Source organism: Mesorhizobium sp. P160219, from assembly GCF_057786095.1.
Genome location: NZ_JBYNWG010000001.1, coordinates 1,838,402 through 1,856,884, shown reverse-complemented (window position 1 = coordinate 1,856,884; position 18,483 = coordinate 1,838,402). Strand labels below are relative to the sequence as shown.

Below are 18,483 nucleotides of genomic sequence, written 5' to 3'. Positions count from 1 at the left end.
CGTCCTCGAATGCGCTGGCGCGCAGCTCCGGCAGATAGTAGCGCCTTTGGAGTTGTTGGGCACGCCTTCGCGCCGGCAAAGGCGAGCTGATCAATTTCGGCGGTCTTGTCGCTGCGTTCGAGCAGCGCAGGCCCGCCCCGTCCACGTCACATGCTGACAGACGGCACAAGCTCGGGCATGTGAGACAGCGACCAGCGCAGCTGCGGAAAGTTGAGCGATTCGTCGCTTTCGAAAGTGAATGCGCTTGTCAGCGGGCGGCGGCGCAGCGCATCCGGCTGAGTGCTTTCGGATCGGACGCGCGGCCGTCGAGATAGTGCTGTCCTTTGAATTCGAGCCTGCCCATCAATAGTCTCGCTTCGTTCGTTGCCAGCGTGCGCACGTAATCACGTGGTTCAGGTTTCTGACAATTTCTTCTGGTTGGTCGGGTCCCTTGTGGGCAGGCGCCTAGAGCTTGATGTTGTCGAGCGGCCAAATCGGGCGACGGACATGGCGGTACTCGGCTTTTGAGAGGGCGGCGGATCCCATCATCCCGCCACCATCGACCCTGATCACCTCGCGCGCGATCGGTTCGAACGCCGCACGGAAATGATGATAGGACTTCAGTGCTATGGTCGCGCAGTGAAGCGGGTCGATGCCGAGGGAGGTGAGCTGGGCGAGGTCGGTCGCTTGGTCGTTCCCCGAGATCACCGCAACTTCGATGCCTCCCACGCGCAGCATCAGGCTCGGCCCGTAACTGCGCCATGCGCCTCCGCCCATGGGCCCGTGGCAGCGGAAATGACCGTCGGTGATGGAGACTACCCGCGCCTCGACTTCGAGCGGCGCCCCGCCCATCTCCGGGGCGTGCTTGCCGCCGAGCACGATGCGCCCCTTGTTGCCGACGCCGATGGCGATGCCGGCATGCACGGCCGCTGGATCTAAGATCGCATGGAAGGCCGTGTTCTGGAGGTCGGCCGTGATCATTGCGCGTAGCAGGTTTGTCGCGTCACCGTAAGCACCGCCGCCGGGATTGTCGCTGACATCAGCGAGCACCAGAGGCTTGTCGGCGCCAGCCTCGCCGGTTTTGGCGCGTTCCACCGCCTCGGCGATGCTGATGGTAGTGTCGCGGACGGAGACAAACTCGCGTGTCTCCCACGCGTAATCCATAAATTCCTCAGCAATGCGCTTCGCCTCCCTGCTGTCGCCATTGGCCGTGACGGTGACGCTGGGCCCAACATCGTAAATGTCGCTCTGGGAGAACCCGGCGCAGACGCTGACCACGAGCACCTTGCCAGACGCTTCCAGCGCCTCGCCACGGTCGATCAGCTCGCGCATCGGGCCGGTCTCGGTATGCCCCACGTTAAGACCGCGCAGCATCGGGCGTTTGGCAATGACGGTGCGCGGACGGATCTCCCCGCGAAGAGCGCGGTCGAGCAGCTCGGCCCCGTGCCAAGCGCGTTCATAGTAGTCGATATGAGGATAGGTGCGCACGGCGATCAGCGCCGAGGCGTTCGTCGCCATCTTCTGAGTGACGTTGGCGTGCAAGTCGAGCGTGACGACGATCGGCGCGTCGGGTCCGAGAATGGCGCGCAATCGGGCGAGGATCTCGCCTTCTGTGTCCTCGCAGCCCTCAGCGACCATCGCACCGTGCAGGTTAATGAGCGCGCCATCGCAGCCCTCGGCGCCTGCAAGGAACCAGGCGCAGAGCTGCTCAAAAGTTTCCTTCGTCACCGTGCCCCCAGGGGTGGCGCTAGCTGCGAGCGGATGAGAGAGCCTCCAGCCGAACTTCTCCGCCGCCTCGAACGCCGCGCCTAGCGCGGTGCGGGTGCCCCGCCGCGCTGGTGGAATCTCGTCGCCCAGCAGCAAGGCGCCGGACCGGAAATGCTCGAGCGTGGTCGGCACCTTGCTGAAGGTGTTTGCCTCATGTTCGATCTCGCCAGTGAGGATGCGGTAGTTCATGGGAAAGTCTCCGGATTGCAAAGGGATGGCGCAGCAGTTCGGGCTCAGGACAACCCGGTGGAGGCTAGGCATCGCAATTACCAGCGGTTGGGCAGAGCCCAAGCCTCGCGGCCCGACCGCCTCTGTCTAGTGCCGTCCGTCCTGGGATCGCCAAGCAGCGCCAACAAGCTGCGCCCGAGACATAATGACGTGCCGCATCATGGCGCCTTGCTGGGTCGCAGTCGTATCAATCCGACGTCGTTCTCGAGGTCGATTTGGGTTCCAAATGGCTTCGAGAGCTTTTGTAAACGCTCCAGAATGGCTTTTGCTTGCGGCCCGGCAGCGAGACGCGGCACGCCCCGGTTGGCAAACCTCTTCAAGCGACCGAGCTCGATGGGAAAGAGCCTCAATTCAGCAAGCTGGTTTTGCTCAAAACGGCTGACAGCGACAACGCTCTCATAATAGACGGCACCGGATTGGGGGCCTACAAATTCTCCTGCTGTCGGGTATCCTTTTGCCACCTCATCGACCGTCACCTCGGCGTCCGTGTCGACCCGTGGGTCCTTGCCATATGCGTCGAACATGTCAGCTCCTGTGGGCGTCCGGAGGTCCTGACAGAAGAAATTCCCCAAGCTGTAAAAGATAGGACGCCCTTTGTAGATCTCGATGCCTCGCAAGAGATGCGGTCCGTGTACGACGTATGCGTCTGCCCCGGCGTCAATAAGCCTGCGGGCAAATGATGGTTCGTAGTCAGGCGGTTCCTCGCTCCATTCCCCGGGCTCGTGCCCGTGGTTAGTGACGATGCAGAAGTCGGAGAGCTGCTTGCCCCGACGGACGTTTCTCAGAATATCGGCGACGTCGCGCGGGTCTGTTTCGAAGCTGTAGCCGGCTTGTTCGCCCGTTTTGTATGTCACCCCGCCAAGTACAACCCGGCTTGGATCCTGCCCGGCGGGATTGTAGCCGGGTAACACTTCGCGCACCCGTCTCAAGCTCTCCAGCATCTCGGCCGGAACCATGGTGGTCTTGGTCAAACGAAGGGCATTGAGCCCTGGCCTGCCTGGCGCCTCGCCGGCGGGATTGCACCCACGGGACATCGGCGTGAACGTCGTAGCAAACGAAACCAACGCCACGCGACCGCGCGAGGTTTCCAACAAGCGAGCTGCGCCGGCTTGTGCCAGGTTTTCGCCTGCGCCGGCATGGACAATGCCGTTTTCATCAAGCGCGTGGCTCGTTTCGCGCATGCCTTCAATGGCCCAGTCGAGCGTATGGTTGTTCGCACGACTGACCATATTGAAGCCCATCGCCTTTAAATCAGGTCCCAGCTCCGGAGCGCTGATGCAATACGCACCACCGTACTCAGCCTGCGGGCATCCTTTAGACCGAACATTCAAGATGTTGGTTTCCAAGTTGCCGAAAGTAACGTCGGCGTTATGAAAGATCCTGAGGACATCTGCGAAGCCAGGATGATGACCTTTTGTCACGGGCCGCGCAAAGAGAAGGTCGCCGACTGCCGCCATTGTGAAGCCGTCTGCAACGTTCGTTTCGATTGAACCGACCGCATCAAAGCCACCATCCTGCTGGACCGGAGGGCGGCAATCTTCGTGGGAATCCATACGATCTCCTACTTTTCACGAGTATGCACTTCACCGTCGCTACCCTTGCGTTTCCCGATACCTCAGGACCGGACTATGAGGCTGAGCCACGTGAGCAGGCGAATGATCGCCCATCGCAGACGTTTGGGTCGGAATCTCTATGGCCGGAGCGCGCACATGACAGGCCACGACCCGCCCATCTGCCATCGGTACCAGACGTGGTACTTCGGTGCGGCATCGATCGACCGCGAGCGGGCAGCGCGGGTGAAACGCGCATCCGCTCGGCGGATTGATGGGGCTTGGCACCTCGCCTTTGACGGGCACCTCTAGCCGAACCCGTGTGGGATCCGGCACCGGAGCTGCCGCGATCAACGCCTCGGTGTAGGGATGGACCGGCTTGGCGAAGAGCGCCTCACACGGCGCAAGCTCCACGATCCGCCCCAAATACATAACCGCCACGCGATGGGCGATGTGCTCCACGACCCCAAGGTCATGGGAGATAAAGACGAAGGCGATACCCATCTGCTGCTGGAGATCCAGAAGAAGGTTCAATATCTGTGCCTGCACGGAGACGTCCAGGGCCGAGACCGCCTCGTCGGCGATGATGAGCGACGGCCCCAACGCCAGCGCTCGCGCGATGCCGAGCCGTTGCCGTTGCCCACCCGATAACTCGGAGGGGAGCCTGTGCATGATCTCGGGCGACATACCGACCTTTTGAAGAAGGTCCGCGGCAAGCGCTTGGCGCTGGCTCCGGCTGAGACGCTCAAAATTCTCGACAGGTTCAGTGATGATCTGTCCGGCAGTGAGGCGTGGGTTCAGCGATGAATATGGATCCTGAAAGACCATCTGCATCCGACGTCGCCACACCCGAAGCGCGTGTTTCGTGAGACCGGCAATGTCGGTCCCGTCGACCAGCACGCGCCCCCCAGTCGGCTCCACGAGTCGCATCAGGAGGCGCGCGACGGTGGACTTGCCGCAGCCGGACTCGCCGACGATGCAGAGCGTCTCGCCCGTCTCGACAGAAAAGGACACATCCTCCACTGCCCGCACCACCGGAATGCTCTTCTTCAAGATTCCCGCACCAAGCGGATAATGCTTGGTCAGATTCTCGACTTTCAGCAGAGGACCGTTCACGCGCCCATCACCTCTTCGGCGCGCCAGCAAGCTGCGGCATGGCTCGACCCAACATCACGCAGGGCGGGCGTCTTGTCGCGGCAAATGTCGATAGTGAACGGGCAGCGAGGAGCAAAGCTGCACCCGACAATGGGCTCGCGAAGACTTGGGACAATGCCGGGAATTTCTGGAAGGCGGCGCTGTCGGCCGCGCCGCCGGTCAGGCACCGATCGCATGAGGCCCTGGGTGTAGGGATGTGCGGGACGCGCGAACAAATCTATCACGTTCGCTTGTTCTACGATACGGCCAGCATACATGACAATCACGCGCTGGCATGTCTCGGCTACAACGCCCAGATCGTGCGTGATGAACATCACGGCCGTTCCCGTGCGCTCTTTCAGGTCAACGATGAGCCGCAGGATTTGCGCCTGGATGGTGACGTCAAGCGCAGTGGTTGGCTCGTCGGCGATCAATAGTTCCGGTGAACAGGCAAGAGCCATGGCGATCATCGCACGCTGGCGCATGCCGCCTGACATTTCGTGAGGATAGTTGTTAACGCGCCGCTCGGGGTCCGCAATGCGGACGAGACCGAGCATCTCTTGCGCCTTTGCCATCGCAACCGACCGCGAGGCCTTGGTGTGGATCTGTACCGCCTCAGCGATCTGGCGGCCGACCGTATAGACCGGGTTCAAACTCGTCATCGGCTCCTGGAAGATCATGGCAATCTGGTCGCCGCGGATCTGTCGCATCTCCCGATCGGACAGCACAAGGAGGTCGCGTCCGTGAAAGCGGACCTCGCCCCCGACAGTCCTGGCGGCCAGCTTCGGAAGCAGGCGAAGGATGGAGAGGGCGGTGACGCTCTTCCCACATCCGGATTCGCCGACGACGCCGAGCGTCTCGCCTTTCTTCACCTGGAAGCTGATGCCGCCGAGGGCGCGGGTGACACTCTCTTCGCCGTAAAAATGCGTTTCCAGATTTCGGACATCGAGAAGCACGTCGTTCTCTGCGGTTTGATGCATCTGCATGTTAGCGCCTCCGCTTTGAGCGGGGATCGAACAGGTCGCGCAGGCCATCCCCGAGCAGGTTGACGGCAAGGACCATCGCGGCAAGGCAGATACCGGGGGCGAAGACCGTCAATGGGGCGATAGCGAGATACAGTCGAGAGCTTGAAATCATGTTGCCCCAGCTCGGGATCTCCGGCGGCACGCCCGCACCCAGGAAGCTGAGCCCGGCCTCTGTCAGAATCGCATCGGCGCAGACAATGGCGCTCTGCACCATAAGCGGCGGAATGGTGCTCGGCAGGATATGCCGCCACAGCAATTTCGGCAGGCGCGCACCGCCGCAGAGCGCGGCCTCCACATAGGGGCGCCCCCGAACACTCAGAACCGCCGAACGAACCAGCCGCGTGACGCTCGGCATCTGGGGGATCGTGATGGCGACGATGAGAATGCCGATCCCGTGCGCCGTCAGAGAAATAAGAGCAATGGCGAGCAGAATTGTCGGGATCGACATCAGGCCGTCCATGACCCGCATGACGATATTATCGAAGATGCGGTTGAAGCCGGCGAGGACACCGATCAGAAGGCCGCCCAGAGCCGCGCCGGCCGCCGCCGTCAATCCCACCAAAAGTGAGATCCGGGCGCCGAACATCGTTCGTGCAAAGACGTCACGGCCCAAATTGTCGGTTCCGAACCACATCTCGGCGGAGGGCGGCTGAAGGCGTTTGAATGGATCCATGTTCAATGGATCGCCGGCGTAAAGCGGGGCAGCGAGTGCTAGAACGATCAACAGAGCTAAGAGGCCGCCCCCTATCACAACCAGCGGATGCCGCCTTGCCAGACGGGGAAGGTCAGATATTCGCGGGCGACCCGTCGGGACGTATTCAACTGGTGCGGAGAGGAGCGTCATAATCAGTACCGGATGCGGGGATCGACTAGGGTGTAGGAAAGATCGACCGCGAGATTGATAAGGACGTACAGACCCGAAACCAGGATGAGCACACCTTGAATAATGGGATAGTCGCGGGTGTTGATCGCATCGACCACCAAACGACCGACACCAGGTATGTTGAACACCGTTTCCGTGATGACGACACCGCCAATCAGACCTGCGAAACTTAAGCCGATCACGGTGAGGATCGGCACACCCGCATTCTTCAGAGCGTGGTGGAAAAGCATGGCATAGGACGACGCGCCCTTGGCGGCGGCTGTTCGCATATAGTCTTCCGACAGAACCTCGAGCATGCTCGCACGCGTGATCCGGGCTATGAAAGCAATATAGGGAATGCTCAAAGTCACGGTCGGCAGGATCAGGTGCACAAGCCATGGCCCGAAGCCATGGTCGATAGGTTGGTATCCTTGGACGGGCAGCCAATGTGTCCTGACAGCGAACAAGTATATGAGAAAGAAGCCGACGACAAACACCGGGACAGAAAAACCAAGTGTCGCGAATGCCGTTAGGATGCGATCAACAAGACCGCCAGCTCGCCATGAGGCGAGGACGCCGAAGGAGACACCGACCGTCACCGAAACGATCATCGTCAGGAGCGACAGGGAAATGGTTGGCTCAAGCCGCTGTGATATGAGCTCAAGAACCGGTCGTGCGGCAAAAATCGATGTACCGAAATCGCCGCCGACCATGTCCCGAACCCAATTTATGAACTGAAGCGACAAGGAATCGTTCAGTCCCAGCCGCTCGCGAATGGCCGCCACCATCTCTGGCGTAGCGTTGCGGCCAGCGATCATGTCCGCAGGGTCGCCAGGGGCTAGCCTGAGAAGCAGGAACACGAAGATCCCGACCATCGCCATGACGCCGATGGCAGAGATTGACCTGCGGAGGATGTAGACAGCCATTAGGCCTCAGTCTTCTGCATGTTCCACATTGGGACGACCCCCGGCACGCCGATGAGGCCAGTGAGCGCCTTGCGGTGCGCGCATGGCGAGACATTTTGGCCTAACAGGACGGTAGGCACATAGTCCCACCATATCTTCTGCAGTTTGCGGGCAAGGGCCTTACGCTCTTCGAGCGTTTCTAAATCCGCCCATTTGGTCCGAAGGGCTTCATATTCCTCATTCTGCGGCCAGCCGAACCAACCCTTTTCGCCATTCATGGGCAGAGTGTTGTCACTGATGACCGTGCCAAGGATCGCTTCAGGTTCGGTGGTTATGAACATGCTCCAGCCACCGTTCTCAATGGTGCCCTTATTCGCGCGTCGAGCGACAAGCCCTCCCCAGTCACTCGGCGCGAGCTCAGCATTGATCCCTATCTTCTGCAATGTCGCTGCCAGAAACTGAGAGGCGTTGCTTGCCTCCCCCCAGTCCGTGGGTTGCAGGATGACGACCTTCTCGCCGGCATATCCCGCCTCCTTGAAGAGTTGCTTGGCTTTTTCCGGATCGCCGCCTTTCTTGAACCACCCCGTATTTTCGTCATTCGAGATGGGCGTTTCGTTTCCGAACATCGAAGTGACAGTACGGGTGTATTTCGAATCCCCATACGCTGCGCGCATCATGGCCTCTTGATCGACCAGGTGAAGCAACGCTTGACGAGCCTTTACGTTGTTGAATGGCGGCTGCAGACAGTTCAGCCGCAGGATCATGTCAGTGCCAGTCTTATCCAAGACTTCCAGCACCACATTGGGGTCACTCTCGAGGACCGGAAGAAGATCGACCGGCAGACTCAAAAGAAAATCGATCTCACCTGCTTGCAAAGCCGCGATGGCAGTCTGCTTATCACCGTACAGGCCATTGTCCCAGATGAACTCGATCGACCTTCACGATCTTCCCGCCGGCAAGTCCATCCGGCGCCTCCCGGCGGGGTACATATTTCTCATTGCGATCGTAGGTGAAGCTTGACCCCGGCCTGGCAAGATCGTGATTGAACTTAAATGGCCCTGATCCAATGTTCGCCGTCACCTGCTCCGTTGGAGCAAAATTGGCGTCCTTCTCGCGCATTATAAATGGACCCTGGAACGCCAAGATGTCGAGCAGTAGACCCAAAGGCTCTTTGAGCTCGACTGCGAAGGTTTTTTCGTCCTTTTTCGAAATGTCCTTTGCGCGCTTCATCAGCACCTGACCGCCAGGAGCCACTTGAGCCCAGCGACGGATCGAGGCTACACAGTCCGCGGCGGTCACGGGGGTACCATCGTGCCACATCAGACCATCGCGGAGCTCGAACGTATAAGTCTTCCGGTCATCTGAAACGCCCCATTGTCCAACCATCTGCGGATGCGGCGCAAACTCCGAATCGACGCCGAATAGCGTATCGTAAATCGCGTGTGCATGGGTCTGGGTAGCATCAGCCGTTGTAACGACCGGATCGAATACGGTAAGGTTGTCTATTACCATTCGAACTGTCGGCGAAGTCTGCGCGCGGAGGACGGAAGAGATCGATAAAGCCGCTCCGGCGGCGATACCCGCCTTGAGGAGATTGCGTCGAGAAATCGTCATCTTTCAGTTCCCCTTTTTGAGCCACCGGCGCGGTTAACCCGCGCTTATTGGACCTTGTCGACCATGAGCGAAGCACTCATATCCACAAACATGTTCGAGCACGCATAGGATAGCACCTGGGCAGGAGGGTTTGCGCCAAAATGCGTCGGCTGCTGAAATACGGACCGCAGAAAGCGTCGTGGTTTGAAATGTCGCCAGTATCCGTGCACCGCACATGGCAGCTCATCTTCAGACGCAGGGTCAGCTGCTAAAAGTGGCACGCCACCTTCTCCATGAGCTCGCGCTCGTCGGCGCAGACCCCGTCGAATTTTGCCGCCGCAGGTCGGGCACATATAGGGCGGGTCGTTGGCGTTCGGCTCCTTCCTCACATGTTGAGCATGCGCGCACGGATCAGAGGCTTGCGCCCGCTAGCGCAGACTTCCAACTAGGAAGAAGACCACACACCCAGGCGATGAATTTCTTGCTGTGCATGGCATGGCGACCGCCGCCCGTTCGTCGTCGGGTAGCAGGTGCCGTCCAACCAAGCGCGCCCCGCGATTGTCGAACAGGTCCGCATGCGGGCGCTTCGGCACGAGATGCGCCTGCAGGATGCCATGCACCTCGTTCTCCATCCGTGTGCGATGACGCACGACTTAATTGCGCCGTGCGGCGAGACGGTGAAGCCTCTCGGTCCGCTGGTCGGGAAGCCAAACCTCCGGCAAAAAACCGCTGGCGTGAAGCTGCGCCAGAACCCCGGCATCGATCTTGTCGGTTTTGATACTGCGTGTGTTCGCTTTCACCTGCATCGGATTTGCGACAATTACGCGCCCAACGAAATGCGACAGCACCCGCACCACCGCCTTGGCGTTGCCGGTCGCCTCGACGACGATCTCGTCATCTGCATCCAGGCTGCGGCCGAATCCTTCCAACCCGAAGCCGGTCATGTCGATCTGTCCGTGATGGCGCAGCCGGCCTCCCTCCCAAAACACCACCTCCGCGAGGGTGCGGTGGATGTCCATTCCAATCACACGTCTCATTGGCTCCCTCTCCTTGAACATTCGGGAGCCGGCGGGCGCGGCGGCACCTACAGATCCGCGCTCTCGCCGCAACCGGGCAGGTCGTGCGGGCGGCCAGCTACTAACGCTAGCTCGCAGCTCATCGAATACATCGGCCTGCCCGCACTTGGCGTGCTCCCGGTGCCCCTGTCCCGGATGGTCGCGCCATACGCCGGAAATCGCTTATCTCCAGCAGGAGTGGCGGCACCGTCATGATCATACCGCGGTTACCAACATACTTGAGCGCTCAAAGAGGAAATCGGCCGGCGCACGTATGTCGTGCGCATCTGACCTGCGCGTGCACAAGAAGGTCGCCCTGCGCCAGGCCGCATGATCCAGCACCATAACCCGGCTCAGTTTGCAGAACTGACGCACACAACCCGGCCTGCCCGGACTTGGCGCGCTCCTGTGCCTTGTCCCGGATAGTCGCGCCATATGCCGAAAGCCCATCATCTCCAGCGGAGACCGAACCGCGTTCGAAGCACTGAATTCAAAGTTGTGCCGCACCGTGCGCAGCAGGGCAATTTCCCCAAGCGCGGCGGCATTAGGCTGCTATATCTGGTCCTGAACCACGCGGCCGAGGAGTGGAAACGACCGCCGCGCGATTGGTTCGAGGCCAAGACCCAGTTCGCCGTCTTCTTTGGCCATTATAAGCGTCGACCGGTTGCGGTACCATTGGTGACGATGCGCTAGATCTTGCCGAAAAGCTTCGTCCGATCCGCATGTCGGCGCAGCCGTCGGCCAGGTCGGGCTTCAGCTCCGAGACGCCCGTCAAACCGATCGCTCTTGCGGGGAAGCACGACGATCGCCGCCCTGCCCGTGACTCGCATAACTGCGGCGATCAGGTCAAGCGTGCCGTCGCGGCCGAGGGCTCTGCCCCATTTCCAGGTCGACACCCCTTTTGCGCTGTTCCGCGTCGTCGAGGTCGGTGATCGCGTCCGCGCCGTAAGCCTTCTGGATTGCCTCTCGGATAGTGCCGTTCGCAGTATAGTATGGGTCCCTCTAGATATTCATCGCACCCCCTTCAATTGCAATCAGGCAACCTTGGGTATGTCCGTCGGCAGGTCACCCGAAATGATCTCAGCAACCATCTCGGCGCTTGCAGCCGACAAGGTCCAACCTAAATGACCATGGCCCGTATTGTAGAACACACCGCGTGCCCGGCCCTTCCCGACCCGCGGCATCATGTTGGGCATCATCGGCCTCAACCCCGCCCATGGCACTACCCGCTTGGTATTTACCCCCGGAAAATGCATTCGCGTCCAGTCCACCAAGGGCTTAACGCGATCCTCCCGAACGTCGCGGTTTAGACCGTTGAACTCAGCGGTTCCGGCGACCCGGAATCTAGATAAACCTAATCGGCTCGTAACGATCTTGGCTCGATCATCAAGCAGGCTGACCCACGGTGCGGCTTCCTGTGACGCCGACTCATCGAGATCGACCGTGATTGAGTAACCCTTAACCGGGTAGATATTGAGCCGATCTCCCAACCTCGCGGCAAAGTCGCGGCTGCTACAGCCCGCACAGATGACGATGGCGTCTGCGCATATGGCATGGTGCCCAGCATGTCGGTCTTCAGTACCACTTGCGTAGAATATTCGAAAACTCTGTTGACGTTCGACGCGTCTCACATCTGCATCATAGTAGAAGCGAGCGCCGCGCCTCTCGCATGCCCGTGCGAGACCGGTCGTGTATTTGTGAATGTCGCCAGTCGAATCCGACGGCGTGTAAAACCCTGCGTATAGGGCGCTACGGAGAGTGGGTTCGATCGACCTGATCTCTTCCCCTGAAACGGGCCGTCGATCTAGCCCACCTTGAACCAGCAACTCGTTTACCGCTTGCGCATCATCGAAATCGGCCTTTTCCCGATATATGTGAAGAATGCCGCGACGAACATGATCGAAATCGATTCCTTCCCGCTCGGCGATCTCAAACATATGCTTCCGCGCCATGATCGCGAGCTTGGTCGTCTTTACGGTGTTTTCACGATAATTGGCGATGTGCGCCACGAATTCCGCCAGCCAGCTGTACTTGTGCCAACTGGGCGCAGGGTTCATAAGAAGTGGAGCGTCGCGTTTAAACATCCACTTGATCCCTTTAAGAATCGTCGACCAGCGGTTCCAAACTTCAGCGTTGCTTGCCGAGAGCTGTCCACCATTGGCAAAGGACGTTTCCATCGCAGGATACCGCTGACGATCTAATACCGTGACATCATAACCGCGCTCCAAAAGGGCATACGCCGTCGATACGCCGGTGATCCCGGCGCCGATGACAACAAGTCTTGGCATTTTGCTCTCCAGATAGATAAATCGGTGCGGGTTCTGGGGATGTTCACCTATCTAGCGAGGCAGGCGAGCACTGCCTCGTTCGGCTATGCATCAACGTGCCACTAGAGTTCGACAGTAGGTTGGACGAGATGGCCCACATCCCGGTTGCACAGATCGACCCGGACTTAACGTCGAAGACCACCATGAATTCCCGGTAGGCATGGACAAAGGCGCTGCAATCATGTTGGGCATCAGATGAGTCCCAATTCCCTGCCCACCTCGGTGAAGGCCTCGACGGCGCGGTCAACATCCGCACTCGAATGTGCGGCGGACATTTGCGTGCGGATGCGCGCCTGGCCCTTCGGCACCACGGGGAAGGCGAAACCGATCACATAAATCCCGCGCTGGAGCATCTTCTCGGCCATCTGCTGTGCGAGAGTCGCGTCGCCCAATATCAAGGGAATGATCGGATGGCCCGCGCCAGACAGCGTGAAGCCCGCCTTCGACATCTTCGAGCGGAAGCGGTCGGCATTGGCATAGAGCTTTTCGCGCAGCGCATCGCCATGTTCGATCAGGTCGAACACCTTCAGCGATGCCTCTGCAATGGCGGGCATCAGCGTATTGGAGAAGAGGTACGGCCGCGAGCGCTGGCGAAGCCAGTCGATGACCTCGCGCTTGCCTGACGTGTAGCCGCCCGACGCGCCTCCAAGCGCCTTGCCGAGTGTGCCTGTGATGATGTCGATGCAGTTCTCGACGCCGCAATGCTCCGCCGAGCCGCGCCCATGCCTGCCCACGAAGCCGACCGAATGGCTATCGTCGACCATGACGATGGCGCCATATTTCTCCGCCAGATCGCAGACGCCGCCGAGATTGGCGATAATGCCATCCATCGAAAACACGCCATCGGTCGCGATCAGCTTGAAGCGGCTGCCTTCGGCTTTGTTCAGTTCCTCTTCCAGCGCGGCCATTTCGTTATTGGCATAGCGGAAGCGCTTGGCTTTGGAGAGGCGAATGCCGTCTATGATCGAAGCGTGGTTCAGCGCATCGGAAATGATGGCGTCTTCCTCCCCGAGCAGCGCCTCGAACAGACCGGCATTGGCGTCAAAACAGGATGAATAAAGGATCGTATCTTCCATCTTGAGAAATGAAGAGATGCGCGCCTCGAGTTGCTTGTGCCCCTCCTGAGTACCGCAGATGAAGCGGACCGACGCCATGCCGTATCCATAGCGGTCGAGCGCAGCCTTAGCCGTGTCCCGCAAATCTTGATTGTCGGCGAGACCGAGATAGTTGTTGGCGCAGAAATTCAGGACCTTGCTGCCATCCGCGAGTTCGATCTCAGACGACTGCGTCGAGGTAATGACCCGCTCGGATTTGTAGAGCCCAGCAGACTTCGACGCAGCCAGTTCCGCCGACAAATAGGCAATAAACGCGCTCTTCATCGGCAACTCCGCAGGAATGGCATGAAGTAAGCCCTACACAAGCACATGATTAGCGAGGACTGGACGCTCATCACCGAGTGGCAACGGCTGTCGATTCGCTCAACGTCGCGCGCCACGGGGTCATAGGTGCGCCTGCTCGACTTTCGCCAATTTGCGTTACGACAGCTCATTGTTGCGCCGCCCTGGCTCATTTCCGTCACGATATTCCACAGCAGTCGACCATTGCGGGTCGGTGTGCTTTTGCCAGTAGAGGTCCATGAGCCGGCGGGTGACGGGTCCGACCTGCCCATTGGCGATCGCGGCGCCGTCGATGCACGTCACGGGCATAATACCGCCGGCAGTCGAGGTGATGAACACCTCGTCAGCGGCTTTGATCTCAGCACGACTGATATCAGCAGCCGTGGCAGAGAGCCCAGTCTCGGCGCACAGATCGAAGACAGTCCGGCGCGTGATGCCCGGCAACACTCCAAAAGCGGGCGTCCTCAAGAATCCGTCCCTTACAACGAACACATTGAAACCGGGGCCCTCCGCAATGTGCCCGTTCGTATCTACGATCAGTGCCGTCTCCGCCCCCATATCGTAGGCGTCAAAAAGGCCCTTCACGAGATCGAGCCAATGATAGTTCTTGATTGCGGGATCGACCGATTCAGGCGGGATGCGGACGGTCTCGCTGATCGCCACGTGCAAGCCTCTTTCCAGCTGTTCCTTGTTGGCAACCGAGCCAAAAGGAACAGCAAATGCGATGAAGCGGTTCTCCGCTTGGCGGGGGTCGCGGCTGAATGTCGGCGACGAACCGCGCGTGCAGATCATCTCAACGTACGCCGACTTATGGCCCGACAGCGCTACACAATTGTTGAGGATTGACGCTATCTTTTCGCGGTCGTGGGGCAACTTCATCCGAAGACGTTCAACGCCGCCCCAAAAACGGTCCAGGTGCAAGTCCAACCGGAAGAACTTGCCATTCCAGACGTGCACCGTGTCGTAGGTTGCGTCGGAGTGCAGAAAACCCCAATCGAGCACCGAGACCTTGGCCTCAGACATGGGCAGGTATTGCCCATCGATGAAAGCGACTCCGTGTGGATACCGACGTCGATCAACATGATGCTCATCGACAATTGGGATAGCAGTTAAGAGTTGAGCCATTCTTCGTTCCCTGCTTCGGAGCGGTTGCTCCGTTCGCGCCCGGCGAGCCGGTCTGTTCCGCGACCATTCCTGTCGCAGCATCGGCTGCGCCCTTTAGATCGCACAGTTCTCCAGGCGAAAAAGCTCAATCTGAGGGTGGACGCGCAATGGCGGTTTCAAAAGGCGTCCCGGACTGACGCCCTCAGCGCAACTCGCCCAAACGCTACACCGTAAACCGCGGCTCGAATTGACGCGATCAAGCGCGCCCGTGCGGCGCGCTGCGCATTTTGACTATGGCGAGCGCTTACCTTCCAGGCACATAGCATACTCTAGCAAACATCGCCGTTTCCGGCTGTCTCAATAGTCGGAGTGGTGCCACCGATTCTGCTTATTTCCAAATCACACCTCTGCATGCGATAATCTTTTCAGCAGGCGGTCCCTTTTGCACTAACCTCTACCTCAGGATCAAAGTCTCAGCGAACAGTTTCGCAGTTGCCAATTTGGTGATGGATGCCCGCCAAATCTGAGCTATCCCTCTGGCAGCGTGTCACCGGTATGGTGGGTACTTGGCTCAATGTTGCACCGACGATATGCCATTTGAAGGTGTCGATGCTCGTGACCGAATATCAAACGGCATCCATTGGTTCTCGACGCTGCCCGCATTCGGCTCCGCTCGGCATGATACCGGCTGCGCCGACATTTCCTAAGGTGCTTGACCGGGCTTGCGCCCCGGGATCAGCTGCCTGAGCGGGCTGCGCTTAAGCGGCCAGGCGAGCGCGATCTGACCGGCACTGTATCCCATGGCGGCCTGCTGATCGCCATCAAAGGCTGGGTGACCCGTCGGGGAGTAATCAGGGCGAATGGCCTAACCTGACTATCTCGGTCGAGCAGATCGAAGCGGTGCTCAGGGTGCCGCTCCCAACGGTGCAGAATTTCTACAACCTCGCGACCGCGCCAAGAGCATGTGCTAGACTATAACGATCGGCTTGATCCCCCGGTTCACTGTTGCGGCCGGAATCTTCGGCCGGTCTGGTCGACTAGCTGGGGCAAAAACCAAGTGGCGCGACGTCGCATGCCAGGTATATCGCGCAGCGAGGAAGTTGAAGTGGTCGCGGCGGCCCGGAAGGCGAAGCCCGATTGCCGTCCGTCACCGCCTTCAGCAGGCCGATGGCCTGTCCGCGACCGGAATGCCTGCCGGATGCCGCAAGCTAGAACTGCGATGCGTGCCAGCCTCAGGCGCAGCCTCAGGCGGCGACCACCGGCAAGCTGCAGGCCGGTATTCGTGAGCCATCAGCGGACGAGATCAGCATGCGATCGGCGGTCAGCTCGGGGCAGTCCGGTCCCATAGAGACCGGCAAATCGGTTCACTATGCCGAAATTGCCGGCATTGAGTCGGTGTCTGAGCCCTATGTGTTTACGATCAAGCGCCCGCTGGAAATCGTGTGAGGCGTAAAGCATCGCCATGCCCGTCAGCGCGTACTTCCCCACAACGTGGCAACTACCCGGATATTTGTCCTAGCCGAATTACATTGCAGATGCTCAGGCCTCATCGGATCACTTCCGGCTCAAGCTGTTTAGCTCAAGCAGACCACCTCTCAGGACCGGCTACCCCGCCTTCAGCTTGGAATGCATGTCGGACACCCTCTAGCATAAGCTCCAATCGCTGACCAATCTGGTCACAGTCGGCTTGGGTAACGGTCAGTGGCGGTGCGACGATGAACCAGTCTCCATATTTTCCTCCGGAGGTACGCCTCGAGTAGATTATGAGGCCTTGCTTCAGCGCCTCGGTTCGAGCGACTTCGGTCACGTTGAAATCGTACGGAAATTGAGCTTTCGATTCCTTGTCTGCTACCAATTCAACCGCGTATAGCAGCCCAATTCCGCGCACATCGCCTACGATGGGTGAGGCGTTCATGAGCTGCCGCAATGTTTGCCCAAGATGCTGGCCAGTTTGCGAGGCGTTAGTGATCAAATCGCGATCTTCATATTCGTCTAAGACCGCGAGCGCGGCGGCACACGAGATAGGGTTTGCGCCGTACGTATGTGAAAAGTTAAAACCGGTGAGCTTTGCCAATTCATCAACGGGTTCTGCAGGGAGAAGCACCGCACCCAAAGGACTGTAGCCTGCGGCAATTCCCTTTGCCACGACAATGACATCTGGAATGCAGCCGCTCAAATGGTGTGATGCGAGAAACTTACCGGTTCGGCCGGCGCCGCACAGAATCTCATCGAATACAAGAAACACGCCGTATCGGTCGCATAACTCACGGATGCGCCGAAAATAAGCAGGAGGCGGCACGAGGCATCCGGTTGCCACACCGCCTACTGGTTCAACCACGTACGCGAGGACGTTTTCTGGGCCTAGATTTACGATAGCATGCTCGAGTGCCGCTACGCTTTGCTCAGCGATTTCTTCAGGCGACAAATCCGACTCTCCTCGATAGGTCATTGGAGCCGGCACTTTCGCGCCCCTAACTGCGAAACCAGATAGAAAAGGTTCTAAGGATTCATCGCCCGAAATGGCGAGCGTGCCGATGGAAGCGCCATGATACGAAGGCATGTTGGAGATCAAAATGCGCTTGCTCGACAAGCCTTTTGCAACCGCGTATTGCCGCAGGAACTTCAGCGCAAGATCCATAGCCTCGCTTCCGCCTGACGCGAGTCCGACCCGTTCGAATGGCGCCCCTGCTAGACTGCAAAGCCGCCCTGTTAGGGCGGCGTTGCCGGCGTGACGCGCAACGCGCGGATAAGCATAATCAAGCGTCATTGCCTGCTGATACATCGCATGCGCTACACGCTCATTAGCATGTCCGATATTGCTGGCGATAGGACCCGACGATCCATCGATGTAGGCTTTCCCATGCTCATCGAACATCCAGATCCCTTCCGCTCTGATCATAAGCGGAACGGGCGCAGATCCATCTCGGCTAAAAAACGCGTCCTGAAACATTCCAGGGTTTACTGCAAAATTCGTGACCAACTAACATCCCTCCGCTGGCACTAAGGTTCGAAACAGTAAGTTCAAGAGGTTTTCCTTATCAGCCAAATCTATTCCAGCTAACCTGAGAAATGGTGTTGGCGGCCACAAAACTACCGCTGAAGACTATGGCACCTGAGGTGAAGGTTCGTGCCAAAAGAGGCCACCCGCTGAAACGGCTATGGCGTTCGGAGGTGTGGTTTGAAATAAGGAGGATCCACGGCACCACTCCGACTATCGGGACAGGTCCGGAGATGGCCAATTGTCGCTAAAAAGTATGCGATAATAAAGATCGGCATAGGCGGGGGTTTCTTAAGACTTCGCTCCTTCGCGGGACGACGGTCGACGACGCGCCGGGCTGCGAGCCACTGTTGAAAATCGTGTGCCTCAATTGCTCGTGAAGACTGCGGGCCGAGCTGTGTTGTGACAGAACGGCAGCAAATCTGGGCTAAATTTGGTATACCTGCCGGCATTGGTGTGGCCGGAAGGTAGGCGTTCGGTGAAGACCACCTTGAAGGTACGCAGCGCGCCGGATGGCTCGTAGTTGGAGGTAGCGGCGCACAACAATCGGCTCTCATAA

General features: G+C 59.1%; 12 protein-coding genes and 2 pseudogenes. 2 read left to right on the top strand and 12 right to left on the bottom strand.

The annotated features are described in order from the left end of the window. Positions 1-444: 444 nt before the first annotated feature. The 8 genes and pseudogenes from AC3EMP_RS08990 to AC3EMP_RS08955 all read right to left on the bottom strand — a co-directional run bounded on the left by AC3EMP_RS08990 (position 445) and on the right by AC3EMP_RS08955 (position 10,062). Complete coding sequence (locus AC3EMP_RS08990; protein WP_352712629.1) at positions 445-1,935, bottom strand: M81 family metallopeptidase; 1,491 nt, start codon at positions 1,933-1,935, stop codon at positions 445-447. A gap of 197 nt (positions 1,936-2,132) precedes the next feature. Continuing rightward, on the bottom strand, positions 2,133-3,527 hold the full coding sequence (locus AC3EMP_RS08985; RefSeq protein ID WP_352712631.1) for a CapA family protein: 1,395 nt from the start codon (positions 3,525-3,527) through the stop codon (positions 2,133-2,135). Positions 3,528-3,566: 39 nt separating this feature from the next. Beyond that, positions 3,567-4,640, bottom strand: coding sequence for an ABC transporter ATP-binding protein (locus tag AC3EMP_RS08980; protein ID WP_352712632.1), 1,074 nt, complete (start codon positions 4,638-4,640; stop codon positions 3,567-3,569). Further along, positions 4,637-5,644 carry an ABC transporter ATP-binding protein gene (locus AC3EMP_RS08975; protein ID WP_352712634.1) on the bottom strand — a complete coding sequence of 336 codons (1,008 nt, stop codon included), beginning with the start codon at positions 5,642-5,644 and terminating at the stop codon, positions 4,637-4,639. Before AC3EMP_RS08975 ends, AC3EMP_RS08980 begins: the two co-directional genes overlap by 4 nt. Before the next feature lies 1 nt (position 5,645). Then, entirely contained in the window at positions 5,646-6,527 is an 882-nt protein-coding gene (locus tag AC3EMP_RS08970) for an ABC transporter permease (protein WP_352712636.1), read from the bottom strand. A gap of 2 nt (positions 6,528-6,529) precedes the next feature. Continuing rightward, positions 6,530-7,471 carry an ABC transporter permease gene (locus AC3EMP_RS08965; protein WP_352712638.1) on the bottom strand — a complete coding sequence of 314 codons (942 nt, stop codon included), beginning with the start codon at positions 7,469-7,471 and terminating at the stop codon, positions 6,530-6,532. After that, positions 7,471-9,064 (bottom strand): annotated as a pseudogene (locus AC3EMP_RS08960) (ABC transporter substrate-binding protein). The gene AC3EMP_RS08965 and the pseudogene AC3EMP_RS08960 overlap by 1 nt, the downstream one beginning before the upstream one ends. A 632-nt stretch (positions 9,065-9,696) precedes the next feature. Further along, on the bottom strand, positions 9,697-10,062 hold the full coding sequence (locus AC3EMP_RS08955) for an IS110 family transposase (RefSeq protein WP_352712642.1): 366 nt from the start codon (positions 10,060-10,062) through the stop codon (positions 9,697-9,699). Between the two features lie 508 nt (positions 10,063-10,570). On the opposite strand from AC3EMP_RS08955, the pseudogene AC3EMP_RS08950 reads away from it, so the two are divergent. After that, positions 10,571-10,791: pseudogene (locus AC3EMP_RS08950) on the top strand (transposase); the annotation flags it as partial. 341 nt (positions 10,792-11,132) lie between these two features. Here AC3EMP_RS08950 and AC3EMP_RS08945 read toward each other — a convergent pair. The 3 genes from AC3EMP_RS08945 to AC3EMP_RS08935 form a co-directional block, all read right to left on the bottom strand. Beyond that, complete coding sequence (locus AC3EMP_RS08945) at positions 11,133-12,386, bottom strand: D-amino acid dehydrogenase (protein WP_352712644.1); 1,254 nt, start codon at positions 12,384-12,386, stop codon at positions 11,133-11,135. A 230-nt stretch (positions 12,387-12,616) separates the two neighbouring features. Beyond that, positions 12,617-13,804: a glycine C-acetyltransferase gene (locus AC3EMP_RS08940; protein WP_352712646.1), complete on the bottom strand. Its 1,188-nt coding sequence runs from the start codon at positions 13,802-13,804 to the stop codon at positions 12,617-12,619. Positions 13,805-13,960: 156 nt separating this feature from the next. Next, positions 13,961-14,947: an aminotransferase class IV gene (locus AC3EMP_RS08935; protein WP_352712648.1), complete on the bottom strand. Its 987-nt coding sequence runs from the start codon at positions 14,945-14,947 to the stop codon at positions 13,961-13,963. A gap of 1,287 nt (positions 14,948-16,234) precedes the next feature. On the opposite strand from AC3EMP_RS08935, the gene AC3EMP_RS08930 reads away from it, so the two are divergent. Then, positions 16,235-16,372 (top strand): hypothetical protein, encoded by a 138-nt coding sequence (locus AC3EMP_RS08930; RefSeq protein WP_352712649.1) that lies wholly within the window; start codon positions 16,235-16,237, stop codon positions 16,370-16,372. 133 nt (positions 16,373-16,505) lie between these two features. On the opposite strand, the gene AC3EMP_RS08925 is transcribed toward AC3EMP_RS08930, so the two are convergent. Next, the gene (locus tag AC3EMP_RS08925; protein ID WP_488494725.1) at positions 16,506-17,825 is read right to left on the bottom strand and encodes an aminotransferase family protein; all 1,320 of its coding nucleotides are present in this window, start codon (positions 17,823-17,825) and stop codon (positions 16,506-16,508) included. Between the last annotated feature and the right edge of the window lie 658 nt (positions 17,826-18,483).